Here is a 14,894-nt window from a genome sequence, read left to right as displayed (position 1 = left end):
GCCGACAGTATGTGCAGACATTGAACAAAACCTATGCGCAGCAGATGCGCGTGGACCAAGTGCCTTGCTACGGCGACTATCTGCAAATACACTGCCTGGGCCCGGTTTCCAGCGCTACCCTCGATTCAATTGACCGTACCGCGCAGCAACTCGACTGGATTGAAGTGCTGGTCTACGACCAAGGCAATAACCTTATCCGCGGTGAAACCGGCTCGATGTAGCGCAAGGGTTTCCACTATAGCTTCAAACTATCGGGCACGGCCGCGCCTTGGGTGTTGAGCTGCTCCAGCAGGTTGTCGGTGGCGATGGTGTCCACGGCTTCGGCGCGGCGGCGGCGCGGCTCCGATTCCGACACGCAGATGTACTTTTTCGTGATTTTGGACGCTGGCCGCGGGAAGGGACCCATGGTAATATCGAGGTCCTCGTCCTGGTAGAGCTTCTCCATGTAGGTGCCGAAGATGGGCAGGGCCATGCGGCCGCCTTCCCCCTGCTGGGAGCCGTAGAAGTGGATGCTGCGGTCTTCGCCCCCTACCCAGACGCCGGTTACCAGGTCTTTGGTGACTCCCATGTACCAGCCGTCGGAGTAGTTGCTGGTAGTGCCGGTTTTGCCGCCGATCTGATTGTCTTTTTTCCAGAGGTCGTACTCCCACAGGGCCTGGGAGGTGCCGCCGGGCTCGTCCATGCCGCCGCGCAGCATGTAGAGCATCAGCCAGGCCGTTTCGGAAGGAATAGCGCGCTGCTGCTTGGGGTCGAACTGCTTGATGACGTTGCCGTTGCGGTCTTCGATGCGGGTAATAAACTGGGGCTCACTCTGGAAGCCGCTGTTGACGAAGGTGCTGTAGGCATCCACCATTTCGTACACGCTCACGTCGCCGCCCGAGCCCAGGCCGATGCTGGGCACCGCAAGCAGTGGACTTTTAATGCCGACTTTGTGGGCGTACTTGGCCACGTTGTCCCAGCCCACTTTCTCGGTCAGCTGGGCCGTCACGGAGTTCACCGAGCGGGCCATAGCGTGGCGCAGGGTCATGTTGATGCCGGTATACTCGCGGGTTACGTTGTCGGGCTGCCACTCCATGTCCTTGCCGTTTTCCACGTACTTGATGGTCACGCGCTGGTCCCGGATTCGGTCGCAGGGCGTGTAGCCGTTGTCGAGGGCGGTGAGGTAGACGAAAGGCTTGAAGGTGGAGCCGGCCTGGCGGCGGCCCTGCTTCACGTGGTCGTACTTGAAGAAGCGGAAGTTAATGCCGCCCACCCAGGCTTTCACGTGGCCCGTGAAGGGGTCCATCGTCATCATGCCCGCGTGCAGGAAGTGCTTGTAGTAGGCCAGTGAATCGAGGGGGGAAAGCACCAGGGTGGTGTCGCCGTCGCCTTTCCAGGTAAACACCTTCATGGGCCGCTTGGCGTGCAAAGCCGAGTCGAGGCGGGCGGGCTGGCCCTGATAGCGCGCGGCCAGGGCTTTGTACTGGTCGGTGCGCTTCATCTGGGTTTCGATGAAGCCCGGAATTTCCTTGCCGGTATCATCGACCCAGGGGTTGCCGCCCCGGTTTTTCCAGAACCGGTCGAACTGCTGCTGCAGCTTTTTCATGCGGTCCTGCACGGCATCCTCGGCGTGCTGCTGCATGCGCGAGTCGATGGTGGTGTAGATTTTCAGCCCGTCGCGGTACATGTCGTAGCCGTTGGCCTCGCACCACTTGTTCACGAACTGGCTGACCGCGCCCCGGAAATACGTGTCGGGGCCGTCGATGTGGCGCTCGACGCGGTATTGCAGCCGAATGGGCTCCTGCTGCAGCGAATCAATGGCTTTAGCCGGCAGCACGCCCGCCTGGCCCATGCGCTCCAGCACCAGGTTGCGGCGGCGCAGCGCGGCTTCGGGGTGAAAGCGGGGGTTGAAAGCCGTGGGGTTGTTGAGCATGCCCACCAGCATGGCCGCCTCTTCGGGCTTGAGGCTGTCGGGGGAAGTGCTGAAGAAGGTTTTGGCGGCTACCTTGATGCCAAAGGCCTGGGAGCCGTATTCGACGGTGTTGATGTACATCCGCAGAATTTCCTCCTTGGTGTAGCGCTTTTCCAGCTCCACGGCCGTGAGCCACTCCTTGGTTTTGCTGATCAGGGTGCTGACCACGGGAATGTGGCCGAGCAGGCCCCGCTCGCCGCGCCGGATTTTGTAGAGGTTTTTGGCCAGCTGCTGGGTAATGGTCGAGCCGCCGCCGTTGCGGCCCCCGCCGGCTACGGCCCGGGCCAAGGCCGTCAGGTCGATGCCCGAGTGCTCGTAGTAGCGGATGTCCTCGGTGGCAATGAGGGCCTTGACCAGCACGGGCGAAATCTGGTTGAACGGCACCGGGGAGCGGTTTTCCCGGAAGTATTTGCCGATCAGTACGCCGTCGGCGGTGTAGAGCTCCGAGGCCTGCTCCACCTTGGGGTTTTCCATTTCCTCCAGGCTCGGCGACTTGCCGAACAGGAACAGGAAATTGCTTTTTACCAGAATCGGGTAGAGCAGAAAAATGCCCACGCCCACCACAAACAGCCCCCACACGGCGCGCGACACGATATTGGGCCAGCGGCGCGGGGGTTGGGTAGCGCGGGTTGTTTTCGGTTGTTCGGAAGCGGACATTCGGGACGAATAGAGTCAGCAGGAGCCCATGCCCCCGGCAGCTGAAGTGCAAATATACCAGATAGCAGCGGCCCGTTATGCGTCGGGCTCCCTTGGGGTAGTATTTGCGTTACGCTGCTTCCCGGGCCTGGCGCCGGCTGAGCCAGGTAGCCAGCACGATCAGCAGGCCCTTGCCCGTATCGAGGGCCAGATTGTCGAGGCGGTGGTAGGTCAGGTAGAGCCCCAGCCCGATGCCCATCCACCAAAAGCCCAGCAGGTAGCACAGCGTGGCGTAGTGCGGTACCCGGCGCCACACCTGCCACAGGGCCACGGCATCGACCAACGACACGAACAGCAGCAGCCAGGCCAGGGCGTAGGCCATAAACCGCGTGTCGGCCGAAACGCCCACGCCGAACTGGGCCAGCACCAGCTCGGGGGCAAAGAAGCCACCGACGGTCAGCACCAGCTCGATAACCAGGGCCATAAACAACAGAATGAGTAAAGCAGTACGGGCCATGCGGGGCGGCGGAGCAGTCCGGCGATGTTGCCGGCCGGGCAAGCTACTCAAAATCCGAGGCTCCCTTTCGTTGGCAACTACTGCCGGGCCTATCGTAGCACATACAGCAAAGCAGTAACCGATAGAATTATCAACAGCACAGCGCAAGCTCCCAGAAAGCCCACAAAAAGAATAAGCTGCCACAGCAACCGCCAGAAACTGCTTTGCAGGGTGCGGGCAAAATTACGGACCGTCTGGATCATGGCTAGCGGAATAGCCATCAGGCTCACCAGAACCAGCCCTTTGAAAAAGCTTCCGGCGGCGGGCGAGTTGGGCCAAAATTCCTGGTAGAACACCAGGTTGATACCGCCAAACCCAAAGCCCGCCAGCGCCCACCACAGCCACGCGGGCGTCAGCCGCAGCACCTGCTCAGCAAACAACAGCAACCGGTTCATCACGAAAGGCTTTGCTTACTCGCCGGTCCAGAGGGCGCGGAAGGTGGGAATGGTAGCGTAGCACGGCGTCGAGGCGGCCGGGCGGACTGCCGCCTCGGGCTTTTTACCCCGAATGGTAATCGGTTCGGCGCCGGTCATCAGGCGCTGGGCGCGGTCAAACTCGTCCCACACCGCATCGGCGAAGGCCAGCAGCCCGAAGCCCCCGGCGCGCAGGGTGCGGTGGTACGTCAGCCAGACCACCAGCGTGGTGCCAATCATCAGCCCCCGGTAAGCCAGCCGGATCAGCCAGCTGATAAGCCCGGCGCGGCCTTGCTCAAGGTGGCGCAGCGTGAAGCACTGGAAGTTGATGTGCATCTCCTCATCCTGAATGATGCGGCGACAGATCTGCTGGAGCAAGCCCGAGAAGGTGGCCTGGTACAGGGCCTTGTAGTACACGGCGGCAATGATTTCGGCCGTGAGCAGCACCCGGATGGTATGCTCCAGCGTGGCCCACTGGCGCAGCCCCCGGAAGATTTCGTCGAGCCAATGGGTGCGCAGGCGCGGTATTTTCTGGCCTTCCATATAGTCGCCCAGCACGCGGGCGTGGTCCTGCTCTTCCTTGATGAACAGGCGGATGGCAGCGGTGTAGTCGGCGTCGCCGAAGTCCTTCACGCGCTGGTAGAGGTGCTTGCCCTCCGAGCTTTCGCCCTTCTGGAAGTGCTGGAGCGAGTGGCGCACCTGCCGTTTTTCCCGGTCGGTGAGGCGGTAGGTGTCATCCCAGCTGAGCTGGTCGAGGTGGCTTTGGTTCTGGCGGAAATACGCGGCCCAGTCGTGAAAAGTCATCGGTAGAAAGTGGTTAGCGGTGAGCAATGGCAGAAGCCGCCGCGGAAGTTGCCCGGGCCGTCTGCGTCGATTCGGTGGTAATAGCGTGGTAGGCCTGGCGGTCGAGGTAGGTCCAGCTCTGCCAGTGGCGGCGCTGCTCCAGGGCTTCGAAAGCTCGCAGGCGCTGCTGGAGCCGAGCCTGGGCCTCGGGCCAGGAAATAGCAACCCAGCGCCCGTCACCTTCAATGGTCAGTTGGCGGCCGGGCATGGAGGCGGCGTGGGCCGCCAGCTCGGGCAGCACCCGGTCGGGCATCGCCAGCAGAAAGCCGTAGTCGACGCGCCGGAAGCGGGGCTGCAGGTTGTAGCGCACCATCCAGATTTCCCAGTTGCCGGCCGCCAGCAGCAGCAGTACCGCGTAGGCGGCCAGGGCATTGAGGCGCACCAGGGCGTAGGCCGAGCGGCGCTGCCAGATTTTGAGCAGAATGGTCGCCAGCCCGAAGAAAGTCAGCAGCAGGAAGCCGTACACCCCGATGCGCTTGTAAGCCAGGCCCGTGTAGAGAATGTAGTAGTAGTTGCGCAGCGCCACCGACACGGCCAGCACCGCGTTTTGCGCCACCCACACCGTGGCCCCGACGCGCAGCCACCGCAGGCCGGGGGCGTAGAAGTTCAGGTTGCGGCGGAAAAACCAGAGCACGATGCCCATAGCCACCAGAATGCTCAGAATCAGCACGTAGGTGCCTTCGTGCACAAACTGGGTGAGGTCGAAGCCGGGCGCGGGCGCAAAGCCAAACCAGATCCACTGCATGTCGATAAGGTTCACGACCAGCAGCAGGGCATTTACCAGCCCAAACAAGCCCAGGGCCACCAGGTATTCTTTGCGCAAATCGAGGGCCCGGAACGCCTGGGGCTGAAAGTTGGGCCGGCGCACGGCAAACGAAGCCACCCGGTCGCGCTGCCGCCGCACAAACTCCCCGAAGCGTGACTCCTGATCGGCGAAGAAATGCACGGGCACTACCAGCAGCGCCCCGGCCGTGAGCGTGAGGCCCAGCAGAAAAAACAGCAAGTGGGGCACCGATATTTCGGGCAGCAGGGCGCTCAGCCACTCCCCCAGCACCTCCAGGGCCCGCCCCGAGTATTCCGCATAGCGCGGATTAGCCAACACAAACAGGCCGTGAAATACGCCCAGGGCCACGACCGGTACCACCAGCAGCCGGCCATAGAACCGGATGCGTTGCGCATTGGCTCCTACCGGCCGCGGGGCCCGCAGCAGCCGGGCCAGCACCGGCACCACCCGCAATTGGTTGGCCAGGGCCGTGAGCAGGGCGTAGCCCACCAGCTTCAGGTGGGGCTGATTGATGTAGCCCAGCACCAGGGCCAGTGAGGCCACGCAGGCCAGATAGGCCGCAAACGAGCCGTAGACCGCCACCATCAGACCGCTAAAAATGGCGCCCAGAAACGCCGCCCGGAAGTAGCCCGAGCGCAGCACCCCGGCCTGCCGGGGCAGCGTAGCCACCGAGGCCGCCAGCACGAATACCGTGTAGAGCAGCATGTTCAGGCCGGCCCGCTCCTGCCAAAACAGAAAGTCGAAGAGCAGCGCGCCCAGGGGCAGCAGGAGTTTTTGCAGGGAAGTAAGCGGAAAGCGCATGACTGACAGCGGTTAATGAAACGAATACTTTATTTTAAAAGAACTTTGTATTTCAAAGTTTGTAGGCAAAAAAATAGAGCCGCTACCCGCGCAGCAATTTTTCCAGGGCATTCAAGTGCTCCTGAAACGCCTGTTTGCCACTGGCCGAGGCCGAGTACGTCGTATTCGGCTTCTTGCCCAGAAACTGCTTGCTGACCTCCACGTAGCCGGCTTTTTCCAGGGCCGCCACGTGGCTGGCCAGGTTGCCGTCGGTCAGGTCGAGGGCTTCCTTCAGCTCCGTGAAGCTCACCGAGTCGTTGGCCAGCAGCACGGCCATGACGCCCAGCCGCACGCGGTGGTCAAATGCCTTGTTGAGAGTATGAATAACGTGCTTCACAGTTGGGGCCGCGCGGCGCGTTCGTAGCGGTTATACATCAGCAGGCCATACGCAATGTGGCCCAGCCCGAAACCCAGCGCGAAAAAAAGCAGTCCGTAGCCCGGCAGCAGCAGCGCCACCAGCCCCAGGCCCAGTTCGGTGAGGCCCAGCAGGCGAATCTCGTCGAGCGTGTACTTGCTGGCATTGAGCAGGGCCAAGCCGTAGAACAGCAGCATAGCCGGCACGACCAGGCTGGCGCCGCCGCGCACGTACAGGGCCAGGCAGAACAAACCGCCCGCCACCAGCGGAATAGCCATGCTCAGGGCCAGCCGTCGGCCCAGCGCGCTCCACAGCGCCTGCCCCTGGTTGCGGGCCCGCCGTAGCGTGAAGTAGGTGGCCACAATCAGGGCGGCCGTGATGATGCCGGTGGCCAGCGCCATCAGAAACGGCAGGGTCGCGCGCTGCTCCTGGGCCGAGCTTTCCACCAGCCGCAGAAAGCCGCCCGTGCCGTAACGCTCCCGCAGGTACCAGTGCCCGATGCCGGCCCCGACCAGCGCCACTACCCCCGCGCCCACGCCGGACAGCCCGCTGAGCGACAAAAAACGCGACGAACGCTCCATAATGGCGCGAATCTCGGTGAGCTGGGCAAGTGGATCGGTGGCGGGCTTCATAGTCTCAGAGCACTTTGTATTGCAAAGCTAGTAAACGCAGGTTACAAACCAAGTGTTGTGTTATGAATGGCTGGTACTCTTTCAAACTTTTACACCCAACTGCTCATGCCAGCTTCGCCCTCCCCGATTTTACCGCAGCTGCGCGTGTTGGTCCGCCTCGTAGCCGTGGCCTTGTCCCAATGGTTAGCAGTATTAATACTGGGCAGCTGCTTATTTGCCTGCTTTTATCCGGAAATAGATTGCGGGCTTTTTACCACCAGTCTGCGCGACAAGGGCATTTTATCAGGCTTGTATTTGCTGACCATCACGGCGCTGTTTTCTTCGGTGCCGGCCTTCTTGCTGTTATTACTTGTGCTGGGGTACCTGCGGACAAAAGGGACGTATCTGCCCGTTGCCGTGCGCTGGAGCGGACTACTGGCCGCCATAACGGCTTGCGTGCTGCTCTCCCTTTCCAACGTTGGCTTCGACTTGCCGGGCAATGCTACCCTCCGCCTGCTGTGGCCGCTCGACGGAAGCTGGCCCTGGGTGCTGGCCGCCTACGCAGCTATTCCGTGGGCGAATCGTAAATACCTGCGTTCTTCCCTCCCGCCCACCTTAGCCCACCCCCATGCGCCTGCGCCTCCAGCTGTTCGAATTTGAAGACCTGCCCTGGTTTCCCGCCGTCATTCGGGCGGGCATGATGGACTACCTGCGCTTCATGATCAGCAGCCTGCGCACCTACCAGCCCATTGTGCCGCTGCTGCGGGAGGCGCTGCACGCCACCGGGCAGCAGCGGCTAGTGGAGCTGGGCGCCGGGGCCGGGGGCGGCACCGAGGGCGTCGTGCTGGCTTTGCGCCGGTATCCGGAGCTGCGGAAGCTGCGCGTCACGCTCACCGATTTGTATCCGCAGCCGGCCGCCTGGCAGCTGTTGCAGCAGCGCAATGCCCCGGCCATCGACTTCGAGCCCGCCCCGGTAAATGCCCTGGCCGTGCCACCCGCGCTAACGGGTTTTCGCACGATATTTTCGGCCTTTCACCACTTTCCGCCCGCCGCCGCCGAGGCCATGCTGGCCGACGCCGTGCGGCAGAACGCGGGCATCGGCGTATTTGAGGGCGCGGGCAAGCACTGGCTGGAAATCCTGCTGGCCTGGACGGTGCTGCCGGTGGCCCAGCTGCTGATTACGCCCTTTATCCGCCCGTTCAGCTTCAGCCGGCTGTTTTTCACTTACGTGGTGCCGCTGATTCCCTTGTTTACCATCTGGGACGGGACGGTGTCGATTCTGCGCATGTACCCGCCCGGGCAGCTGCTGGCCCTGGCCCACCGCGCCGACCCCGGGCAGCGCTTCGAGTGGCAGGCGGGCAAAGTGCGGCACCGCTGGGGTCCGGAGGTGACCTACCTGATTGGCCGGCCCCGCCCGGCGTAGCGGGCCTTAGCCCCGAAATTCTACATTTGCCTTATGCTGCTTGCTTACCGCCGGGCGCTGCCGCTGCTGCGCATCCCCTTTTCCATCTACCTGATGCCCGTGTACTGGTTCGGGCTCAGCGCCCTGCGCGGCCCCCTTGACGCCGCGCGGGCCGTGGGCGTGTTCGTCGTGCTGCACCTGCTGGCCTACCCGGCATCCAACGGCTACAACTCCTACTACGACCGGGACGAAGGCAGCATCGGCGGACTGAAACGGCCCCCGAAAGTATCTGAGGAGCTGATTCACCTGGTCTGGCTGTTCGACGTGCTGGCCGTGGGCGGGGCGGCCCTGCTTTCCCCGCTTTTTGCCGCGCTGGTCGCCGTCTACCTACTGGTTTCCAAGGCCTACAGCTACGAGGGAATCCGGCTGAAGAAATACCCGTTTCTGAGCACGGCCGTGGTGGTGGTATTTCAGGGGGCCTTCACCTTCCTGATGACGCAGGTGGGCGTCGGAGCCGCTGCAAGTACGATTCTGGAACCCACGAATCTGCTGCTGGCCTTGGTCAGCACGCTGTTTCTGTGCGGCTCCTACCCACTCACGCAGGTGTACCAGCACCAGGAAGACCGGCAGCGCGGCGACCAGACGCTGAGTTTGTGGCTGGGCCTGCGGGGCACGTTCGTCTTTGCCGCCGTGGGGTTGCTGTCCGGGGCCGTGCTGATGGGCGTGGCCTACTGGCTACGGGGCGAAGTGCGTAACCTGCTGATATTCCTGGTGGCTACCGGCCCGGTGGTCTTTCTGTTTGCGCGCTGGGTCTGGGCCGTCTGGCGCACCCCCGCCGCCGCCGACTACGAGCACACCATGCGCATGAACCAGGTATCGTCGCTGTGTTTGAGCATGGCCTTTGCCCTGATGCTGCTTCTGACGCACTTGTAGGCGCAAGCTTAACGGTAAAGCCGGCCGCTACGTACTTCCCATACGCTCACCAGCTACCCGTTTTATGACTCGTCTACCTGCTTTCCTCGCCCTGCTGGCCCTGGCCAGTGCCTGTTCCACCTCCGATTCGTCGCAGACTACCGCAGCGGCCGGCACCAGCGCCGACTCGGCCGCAACCAAGCCCCTGGAACCGCTGGATACCACCCGGGCCAGCGCCGTTACACCCCAGACCGACACGCTGAAAGTCGTGCGGCAGCGCCACGTGTTTTCCGCCCCCGGCACACCCGATATGTTTACCGTAGTGCTCAGGGGCCAATCGGTGCTGAACGGGGAAGTGACGTTTACCATCACCGACGCGGCCGGGCAGACCATCTTCCGCGAGATGCTGAGCCCGGCCGACCTGGAAGCCTCAATGGTGTACGAAATGAAGTCGGCCACCGCCACCCAGGCCGAGCGGGAAGCCTTCGTGCGCCGCCGCCTCGACACGTTTTTCGCCGAGCAGAACTTCCACCGCCCCGCCCTCGGTCCGCAGGAAACCTACGCCCCCGGCGACCTGGACCGCGCCACCTGGGACGACCTGCGCAAGCGCCCCGACGCGGTGAGCTTTCACTACCTGGTCGGTAAGGAAGACCGGCGCCGCATTGCCTGGTCGCCGCTGAAAAAGCAGGTGGCGCGCCTGCCGGGCTTCGGCGGCTAAACGGCCGCGCTTAGCCGTTTCCTTCGGCCGCCGCCTGCTGGAGCGCCTGCTCGATGCTGGCGGCAAACGCGTCGTAGGGCATGAAGCCACGAGCCAGCAGGTAGCCCTGGTTACCAACCCGCAGAATGGTCGTCGGGAAGCCCTGCACCCCGATTTTGGCCACGGCGGCAAACTCGTGCCGGGTCGCCTGGGCGGTTTCGGGCAACGCCAGCCGGCGCGAAAACTCGGCCACGTTCAGCCCAAAGTCGGCGGCCAGTACCTGGTACGTGGCCGGGTCGTTGAGGTCCTGGCCCCGGAGGAAGTAGGCCTGCTGCAAGGCGTGGGCAAAGCTGGCCGTCTGGTGGTAGGGGTCGAGCTGGCGGAATACGGTCAGGGCCCGGCACGGCGGCTCCGAGTCCTGGATGCGGCTGCCCTCGGCGCCGAGTTGCCGGAAAGGCTCCCCGAACGTGACGCCGGCCACTTTCTCGACCTGCTCCAGCGCCGCGCTGATGTACTCCCAGTCGTGGCGGATGGGCCCCACGTTCGGACCCGTCACCATGCCGCCGCTCAGCACCGAAACCGTGATTCGGCCGGCAAATTCGTTTTGAACCTGCTCCACCACCGGGCTCATGCCGTAGCACCAGCCGCACAGCGGGTCGAAAATGTAGAGCAGCTCGGGCAAGTCGGGAGTTTGTTCCATCGGGTGAGTTATCAGCAGCAAAGGCAGTAAGACCGGCAAAGAACCGAAAAAGTTTGGCCGGCATAAAATGAAAGCGCCAGTGAAACGAGGTTCCACTGGCGCTTTCCGGTATAATTCAACGAAGCTTAGCCGTTCATCGACAGCAGGAACTCTTCGTTGTCCTTGGTGCCTTTCATGCGGTCCTTCAGGAACTCCATGGCCTCCGAGGCGGTCATGTCGGCCATGAATTTGCGCAGCACCCAGATGCGGTTCAGCTCGTCCTTGCTCATCAGCAGGTCTTCGCGGCGCGTACCGGAGGCCGGCACGTCGATGGCCGGGAAGATGCGCTTGTTGGCCAGCTTGCGGTCCAGCTGCAGCTCCATGTTGCCGGTGCCTTTGAATTCCTCAAAGATAACCTCGTCCATCTTGGAGCCGGTTTCAATCAGGGCCGTGGCAATGATGGTCAGGGAGCCGCCATTCTCCACGTTGCGGGCCGCGCCGAAGAAGCGCTTGGGCTTGTGCAGGGCATTGGCGTCCACACCACCCGACAGGATCTTGCCCGAAGCCGGCTGCACCGTGTTATAGGCGCGGGCCAGGCGGGTAATCGAGTCGAGCAGAATTACCACGTCGTGCCCGCACTCCACGAGGCGCTTGGCCTTTTCGAGGGCAATGCTGGCAATTTTCACGTGGCGGTCGGCCGTTTCGTCGAAGGTGGAGCTCAGCACCTCGGCTTTCACCGAGCGGGCCATGTCCGTTACTTCTTCCGGACGCTCATCAATCAGCAGGATGATGAGGTAAACTTCGGGGTGGTTTTCGGAAATCGAGTTGGCAATTTCCTGCAGCAGCACCGTTTTACCGGTTTTGGGCTGGGCCACGATCAAACCGCGCTGGCCTTTGCCGATGGGGGCAAACAAGTCCAGAATGCGGGTGCTCAGCTGGCTCGACTTGGTCGAGAGCTTCAGGCGCTCCTCGGCAAACAGCGGCGTGAGGTTGCTGAACGGGATACGGTCCCGGGCTTCCTCCAGCGTGCGGCCGTTGATGCCTTCCACGCCCACCAGGGCGAAGTACTTCTCCCCTTCCCGCGGCGGGCGAATTGTGCACTTTACCGTGTCGCCGGCTTTCAGAGCAAACTGCTTTACCTGCTGGGGCGCCACGTAAATATCGTCGGGCGAGGCGAGGTAGTTATAGAACGGCGACCGGAGGAAGCCGTAGCCGCCGTCGGGCATCATTTCTAGGGTGCCTTCGCTGGGAATAACGATGTCAAAATCGTTGCGGGGGCGCTGCTGGGCCTGCTCGCCCTGGCGGGGCTCACCCTGGGCGCGGCCTTCGCCACCCTGCCGCAGTTGGCGCTGCTGGTCGCGGGCGGCAAACCGGTCTTCGCGCCGACCTTCGCGGCCTTCGCGGCCTTCGCGCTCAGGACGGGGCTCCCGCTGCTCCCGGGGCGTGTCGCGCAGGGGGCGGGCGTCGCGCTGGTCGCGGCCTTCGCGGGGCACGTCGTTGCGGTATTCGCGGGGGGCGTCGGCGCGCTGCTCGCGGGCTTCCCGCGGCTCGCGGCCACCGTCGCGGTTTTCGCGGGGCTCCCGGTTTTCGCGGAAGTCGCGCGGCTCGCGGCCACCGTCGCGGCTCTCCCGCTGTTCGCGCGGATGCCCGTTCAGCTGCTCGGGGCGAGGCTCGCGCACTACGGCCGGGGCCACCAATGCTTCGGGGGCAGCTACGGCTTCGGCCGGGGCGGCGGGCTCTACTTCCGCAGTAGGATTATTCTGACTTTCGGCTTCGGTCTCCGCAACGGCAACCGGCTCTTCCTCCGTGCGGTTGCGCGCTTCCGAGCGGGAACGGCGCTCGGGCCGCTGATATGGTTTGATGGGGCGGCTGGTGGCTTCCGCGGGAGCGGCCGGCTCTGCCGCTGCTTCCACGGCTACGGGTTCTGCTACGGCTACCGGGGCTTCCGCCACGGCGGCTACGGCGGCAGCGGCCACGGGAGCGGCGGTATTACGGCGGGGGGGCGTGGTGCGCGGGGCCCGCGAGTTGGCTCGGGCCGGAGCCGGGGCTACCGCCACGGTGGCGGGCAGCTCGGCGGGAGCGGCGGCAACGGCCACATCGGAAAAAGCCAAGGGCGCGGCCACGGGCTGCTCGTCGGCTGGTTTGATTTTTTTGGGGAGCTTGTCGGCTGGCGTGATGGCCTGCTGATCCAGAATCTTGTAAATCAGATCCTGCTTGCTGAGTTTCTTGAAGTTACCGACATTCAGCTCTTCCGCTATTTCCTTGAGTTCGGAAAGTAGACGGTCCTTCAACTCTTCAATATTGTACATACACTAAAACTGGGAGAAAAACGGGCGGGGCGAAACCGACACAAAGCAACACAGGCCAATCCGGGCAATGAAAGCAGCCGCGAGGCGGCGCAAACCACAGTAGTACGGAATGAAACGGGGGGTAAGTACGAGGGGGAGGCGCTGGGGATAAATCGGGCCGTGCGCAATGGAAATGGCTGCGGACCCGGCATCAGCGGCCGGCTTGCTTACGCAATGTTAGCGTAATACGCCCGAACCGCCAAATGGGATACATTTTTTTTACCCAAATGGTGCAACGCCCCGGCCCAAAGCTTCCGCGCGCCGGGCCGTTCAGCTCCCTAACCAGGTAAACAGCTGACTGCAAACCGATAACCCCCTGCCACTGGCCGTAGGCGCGAAGCCGGACCGGGACAACAAACGTGTTTTTATCCGAAAGCCTATGCAAAAAAACCTACTTTTGCCCTTGTTCAAAACCGCGTTTTCTGCCTTATGCTGCAAGTTTCTGTTCTGCGAGATAATACCGAGCTGGTCCTGGCCGGGCTAGCCAAAAAACACTATAAAACGGCGGAGGCCGATGTGGCCGCCATTCTGCAGCTCGACCAGCGCCGCAAGCAGCTGCAAACCGAGCACGACTCGGCCCAGGCCGAAGCCAACGAGCTGGCCCGCCAGATCGGGGGACTGATGAAAAGCGGCGACAAAGCCGGCGCCGAAACCCTGAAAGCCCGCACCGCCGAGCTCAAGCAGCAAACCAAAGTCCACTCCGAGGAGCTGGTGCAAGTAGAAGAAGCCCTGCAACAAATTCTGTATAAGCTCCCGAACCTGCCCCACAGCAGCGTGCCCGAAGGCCGCTCGGCCCAGGATAACGAAGTGGTGCGCGAGGGTGGCATGAAACCCGAGCTGCCCGCCGGCGCCCTCCCCCACTGGGACCTGATCAAGAAGTACGACATCATCGACTTCGAGCTGGGCAATAAGATTTCGGGCGCGGGCTTTCCGGTGTACAAGCGTCAGGGAGCCCGTCTGCAGCGCGCCCTGATCAACTTTTTCCTGGACCAGGCCCGCGACGCGGGCTACGACGAGGTGCAGCCCCCGATTCTGGTGAACGAGGCCAGCGGCTACGGCACGGGCCAGCTGCCCGACAAGGAAGGCCAGATGTACCACGATGCCCAGGATAACCTTTACCTGATTCCGACCTCGGAGGTGCCGATTACCAACCTGTACCGTGACGAAATCGTGGCGACCGACCAGTTGCCGATTCGCAACACGGGCTACACTCCCTGCTTCCGCCGCGAGGCCGGCTCGTGGGGTGCCGACGTGCGCGGCCTCAACCGCCTGCACCAATTCGACAAGGTGGAAATCGTGCAGATTACCCAGCCCGAGCACAGCTACGCCGCCCTGGACGGCATGGTGGCCCACATCGAGGGCCTGCTGCAGAAGCTGGAGCTGCCCTACCGCATCCTGCGCCTCTGCGGCGGCGACATGGGCTTCACCTCGGCCCTGACCTTCGACCTGGAAGTGTGGAGCGCCGCGCAGGGCCGCTGGCTGGAAGTAAGCTCGGCGTCGAACTTTGAAACCTACCAGGCTAACCGCCTCAAGCTGCGCTACCGCGGCGAAAACAACAAAACCCAGCTGCTGCACACGCTCAACGGCTCGGCTTTGGCGTTGCCCCGCATCGTGGCGGCGCTGCTGGAAAACAACCAGACCGAAGACGGCATCCGGCTGCCGGAAGTGCTGCACAGCTACTGCGGCTTCAGCAAAATCGGCTAAGCGAAATGCTATTTCTCGTGCAAAAGCCCAACACCCGGACTCCGGCTGTTGGGCTTTTTGCTGGTGGTTACGGTACTTCCTTTGACGAATTTAACTGGCGGACTACTTCAGTGCGCCAGCTCTGCTAGGCAGTACCAAAAGGATGGACCCTTACTCCCGGGTG

At 62.9% G+C, this 14,894-nt stretch carries 15 protein-coding genes; 6 read left to right on the top strand and 9 right to left on the bottom strand.

Features of this window, described 5'->3' with window-relative positions; translation table 11 throughout:
* Window positions 1–20 precede the first annotated feature (20 nt).
* Window positions 21–221, top strand: coding sequence for a hypothetical protein (locus E5K00_RS18260; RefSeq protein ID WP_135464711.1), 201 nt, complete (start codon window positions 21–23; stop codon window positions 219–221).
* Window positions 222–235: 14 nt separating this feature from the next.
* On the opposite strand, the gene E5K00_RS18255 is transcribed toward E5K00_RS18260, so the two are convergent.
* From E5K00_RS18255 to E5K00_RS18225, 7 genes are all read right to left on the bottom strand, one after another.
* Window positions 236–2,608: a transglycosylase domain-containing protein gene (locus E5K00_RS18255; RefSeq protein ID WP_245328339.1), complete on the bottom strand. Its 2,373-nt coding sequence runs from the start codon at window positions 2,606–2,608 to the stop codon at window positions 236–238.
* A gap of 109 nt (window positions 2,609–2,717) precedes the next feature.
* A complete protein-coding gene (locus tag E5K00_RS18250) occupies window positions 2,718–3,104 on the bottom strand; it encodes a hypothetical protein (protein ID WP_135464710.1) in 387 nt (128 codons plus the stop codon).
* Between the two features lie 89 nt (window positions 3,105–3,193).
* Window positions 3,194–3,538: a hypothetical protein gene (locus E5K00_RS18245; RefSeq protein WP_135464709.1), complete on the bottom strand. Its 345-nt coding sequence runs from the start codon at window positions 3,536–3,538 to the stop codon at window positions 3,194–3,196.
* 15 nt (window positions 3,539–3,553) lie between these two features.
* A complete protein-coding gene (locus E5K00_RS18240; RefSeq protein ID WP_135464708.1) occupies window positions 3,554–4,360 on the bottom strand; it encodes a ferritin-like domain-containing protein in 807 nt (268 codons plus the stop codon).
* 13 nt (window positions 4,361–4,373) lie between these two features.
* Window positions 4,374–5,984 carry a DUF4153 domain-containing protein gene (locus E5K00_RS18235; protein WP_135464707.1) on the bottom strand — a complete coding sequence of 537 codons (1,611 nt, stop codon included), beginning with the start codon at window positions 5,982–5,984 and terminating at the stop codon, window positions 4,374–4,376.
* Window positions 5,985–6,066: 82 nt separating this feature from the next.
* Window positions 6,067–6,360: a winged helix-turn-helix domain-containing protein gene (locus E5K00_RS18230; protein WP_135464706.1), complete on the bottom strand. Its 294-nt coding sequence runs from the start codon at window positions 6,358–6,360 to the stop codon at window positions 6,067–6,069.
* On the bottom strand, window positions 6,357–7,010 hold the full coding sequence (locus tag E5K00_RS18225) for a hypothetical protein (protein ID WP_135464705.1): 654 nt from the start codon (window positions 7,008–7,010) through the stop codon (window positions 6,357–6,359). Before E5K00_RS18225 ends, E5K00_RS18230 begins: the two co-directional genes overlap by 4 nt.
* Window positions 7,011–7,076: 66 nt before the next feature.
* Here E5K00_RS18225 and E5K00_RS18220 point away from each other — a divergent pair, with 66 nt between their 5' ends.
* The 4 genes from E5K00_RS18220 (at window position 7,077) to E5K00_RS18205 (ending at window position 10,021) form a co-directional block, all read left to right on the top strand.
* On the top strand, window positions 7,077–7,649 hold the full coding sequence (locus E5K00_RS18220) for a hypothetical protein (protein WP_167856943.1): 573 nt from the start codon (window positions 7,077–7,079) through the stop codon (window positions 7,647–7,649).
* Window positions 7,618–8,412, top strand: coding sequence for a class I SAM-dependent methyltransferase (locus E5K00_RS18215; protein WP_135464703.1), 795 nt, complete (start codon window positions 7,618–7,620; stop codon window positions 8,410–8,412). The genes E5K00_RS18220 and E5K00_RS18215 overlap by 32 nt, the downstream gene beginning before the upstream one ends.
* A gap of 33 nt (window positions 8,413–8,445) precedes the next feature.
* On the top strand, window positions 8,446–9,324 hold the full coding sequence (locus tag E5K00_RS18210) for a UbiA family prenyltransferase (RefSeq protein ID WP_135464702.1): 879 nt from the start codon (window positions 8,446–8,448) through the stop codon (window positions 9,322–9,324).
* A gap of 64 nt (window positions 9,325–9,388) precedes the next feature.
* On the top strand, window positions 9,389–10,021 hold the full coding sequence (locus E5K00_RS18205; protein ID WP_135464701.1) for a hypothetical protein: 633 nt from the start codon (window positions 9,389–9,391) through the stop codon (window positions 10,019–10,021).
* A gap of 10 nt (window positions 10,022–10,031) precedes the next feature.
* On the opposite strand, the gene E5K00_RS18200 is transcribed toward E5K00_RS18205, so the two are convergent.
* The gene (locus tag E5K00_RS18200) at window positions 10,032–10,700 is read right to left on the bottom strand and encodes a DsbA family protein (protein WP_135464700.1); all 669 of its coding nucleotides are present in this window, start codon (window positions 10,698–10,700) and stop codon (window positions 10,032–10,034) included.
* Window positions 10,701–10,825: 125 nt separating this feature from the next.
* Window positions 10,826–12,988, bottom strand: a complete 2,163-nt coding sequence (rho, locus tag E5K00_RS18195) for a transcription termination factor Rho (RefSeq protein WP_135464699.1) — start codon at window positions 12,986–12,988, stop codon at window positions 10,826–10,828.
* 468 nt (window positions 12,989–13,456) lie between these two features.
* Between rho and serS the strand changes: the two genes are divergently transcribed.
* Complete coding sequence (gene serS, locus E5K00_RS18190) at window positions 13,457–14,731, top strand: serine--tRNA ligase (protein ID WP_135464698.1); 1,275 nt, start codon at window positions 13,457–13,459, stop codon at window positions 14,729–14,731.
* Window positions 14,732–14,894 lie beyond the last annotated feature (163 nt).

The sequence above is a fragment of the Hymenobacter aquaticus genome, assembly GCF_004765605.1.
Taxonomy (GTDB): Bacteria; Bacteroidota; Bacteroidia; order Cytophagales; family Hymenobacteraceae; genus Hymenobacter; species Hymenobacter aquaticus.
Note: the sequence above shows the minus strand (reverse complement) of the source record. Positions and strands in the feature narration are given on the sequence as shown.

What these genes read in the sequence shown, in the direction of transcription:
- E5K00_RS18225 (WP_135464705.1), bottom strand. Translation starts at nt 7,010, where the DNA reads ATGAAGCCCGCCACCGATCCACTTGCCCAGCTCACCGAGATTCGCGCC.
- serS (WP_135464698.1), top strand. Translation starts at nt 13,457, where the DNA reads ATGCTGCAAGTTTCTGTTCTGCGAGATAATACCGAGCTGGTCCTGGCC.
- E5K00_RS18215 (WP_135464703.1), top strand. Translation starts at nt 7,618, where the DNA reads ATGCGCCTGCGCCTCCAGCTGTTCGAATTTGAAGACCTGCCCTGGTTT.
- E5K00_RS18210 (WP_135464702.1), top strand. Translation starts at nt 8,446, where the DNA reads ATGCTGCTTGCTTACCGCCGGGCGCTGCCGCTGCTGCGCATCCCCTTT.
- E5K00_RS18205 (WP_135464701.1), top strand. Translation starts at nt 9,389, where the DNA reads ATGACTCGTCTACCTGCTTTCCTCGCCCTGCTGGCCCTGGCCAGTGCC.
- rho (WP_135464699.1), bottom strand. Translation starts at nt 12,988, where the DNA reads ATGTACAATATTGAAGAGTTGAAGGACCGTCTACTTTCCGAACTCAAG.
- E5K00_RS18200 (WP_135464700.1), bottom strand. Translation starts at nt 10,700, where the DNA reads ATGGAACAAACTCCCGACTTGCCCGAGCTGCTCTACATTTTCGACCCG.
- E5K00_RS18220 (WP_167856943.1), top strand. Translation starts at nt 7,077, where the DNA reads ATGGCTGGTACTCTTTCAAACTTTTACACCCAACTGCTCATGCCAGCT.
- E5K00_RS18245 (WP_135464709.1), bottom strand. Translation starts at nt 3,538, where the DNA reads ATGAACCGGTTGCTGTTGTTTGCTGAGCAGGTGCTGCGGCTGACGCCC.
- E5K00_RS18240 (WP_135464708.1), bottom strand. Translation starts at nt 4,360, where the DNA reads ATGACTTTTCACGACTGGGCCGCGTATTTCCGCCAGAACCAAAGCCAC.
- E5K00_RS18250 (WP_135464710.1), bottom strand. Translation starts at nt 3,104, where the DNA reads ATGGCCCGTACTGCTTTACTCATTCTGTTGTTTATGGCCCTGGTTATC.
- E5K00_RS18255 (WP_245328339.1), bottom strand. Translation starts at nt 2,608, where the DNA reads ATGTCCGCTTCCGAACAACCGAAAACAACCCGCGCTACCCAACCCCCG.
- E5K00_RS18235 (WP_135464707.1), bottom strand. Translation starts at nt 5,984, where the DNA reads ATGCGCTTTCCGCTTACTTCCCTGCAAAAACTCCTGCTGCCCCTGGGC.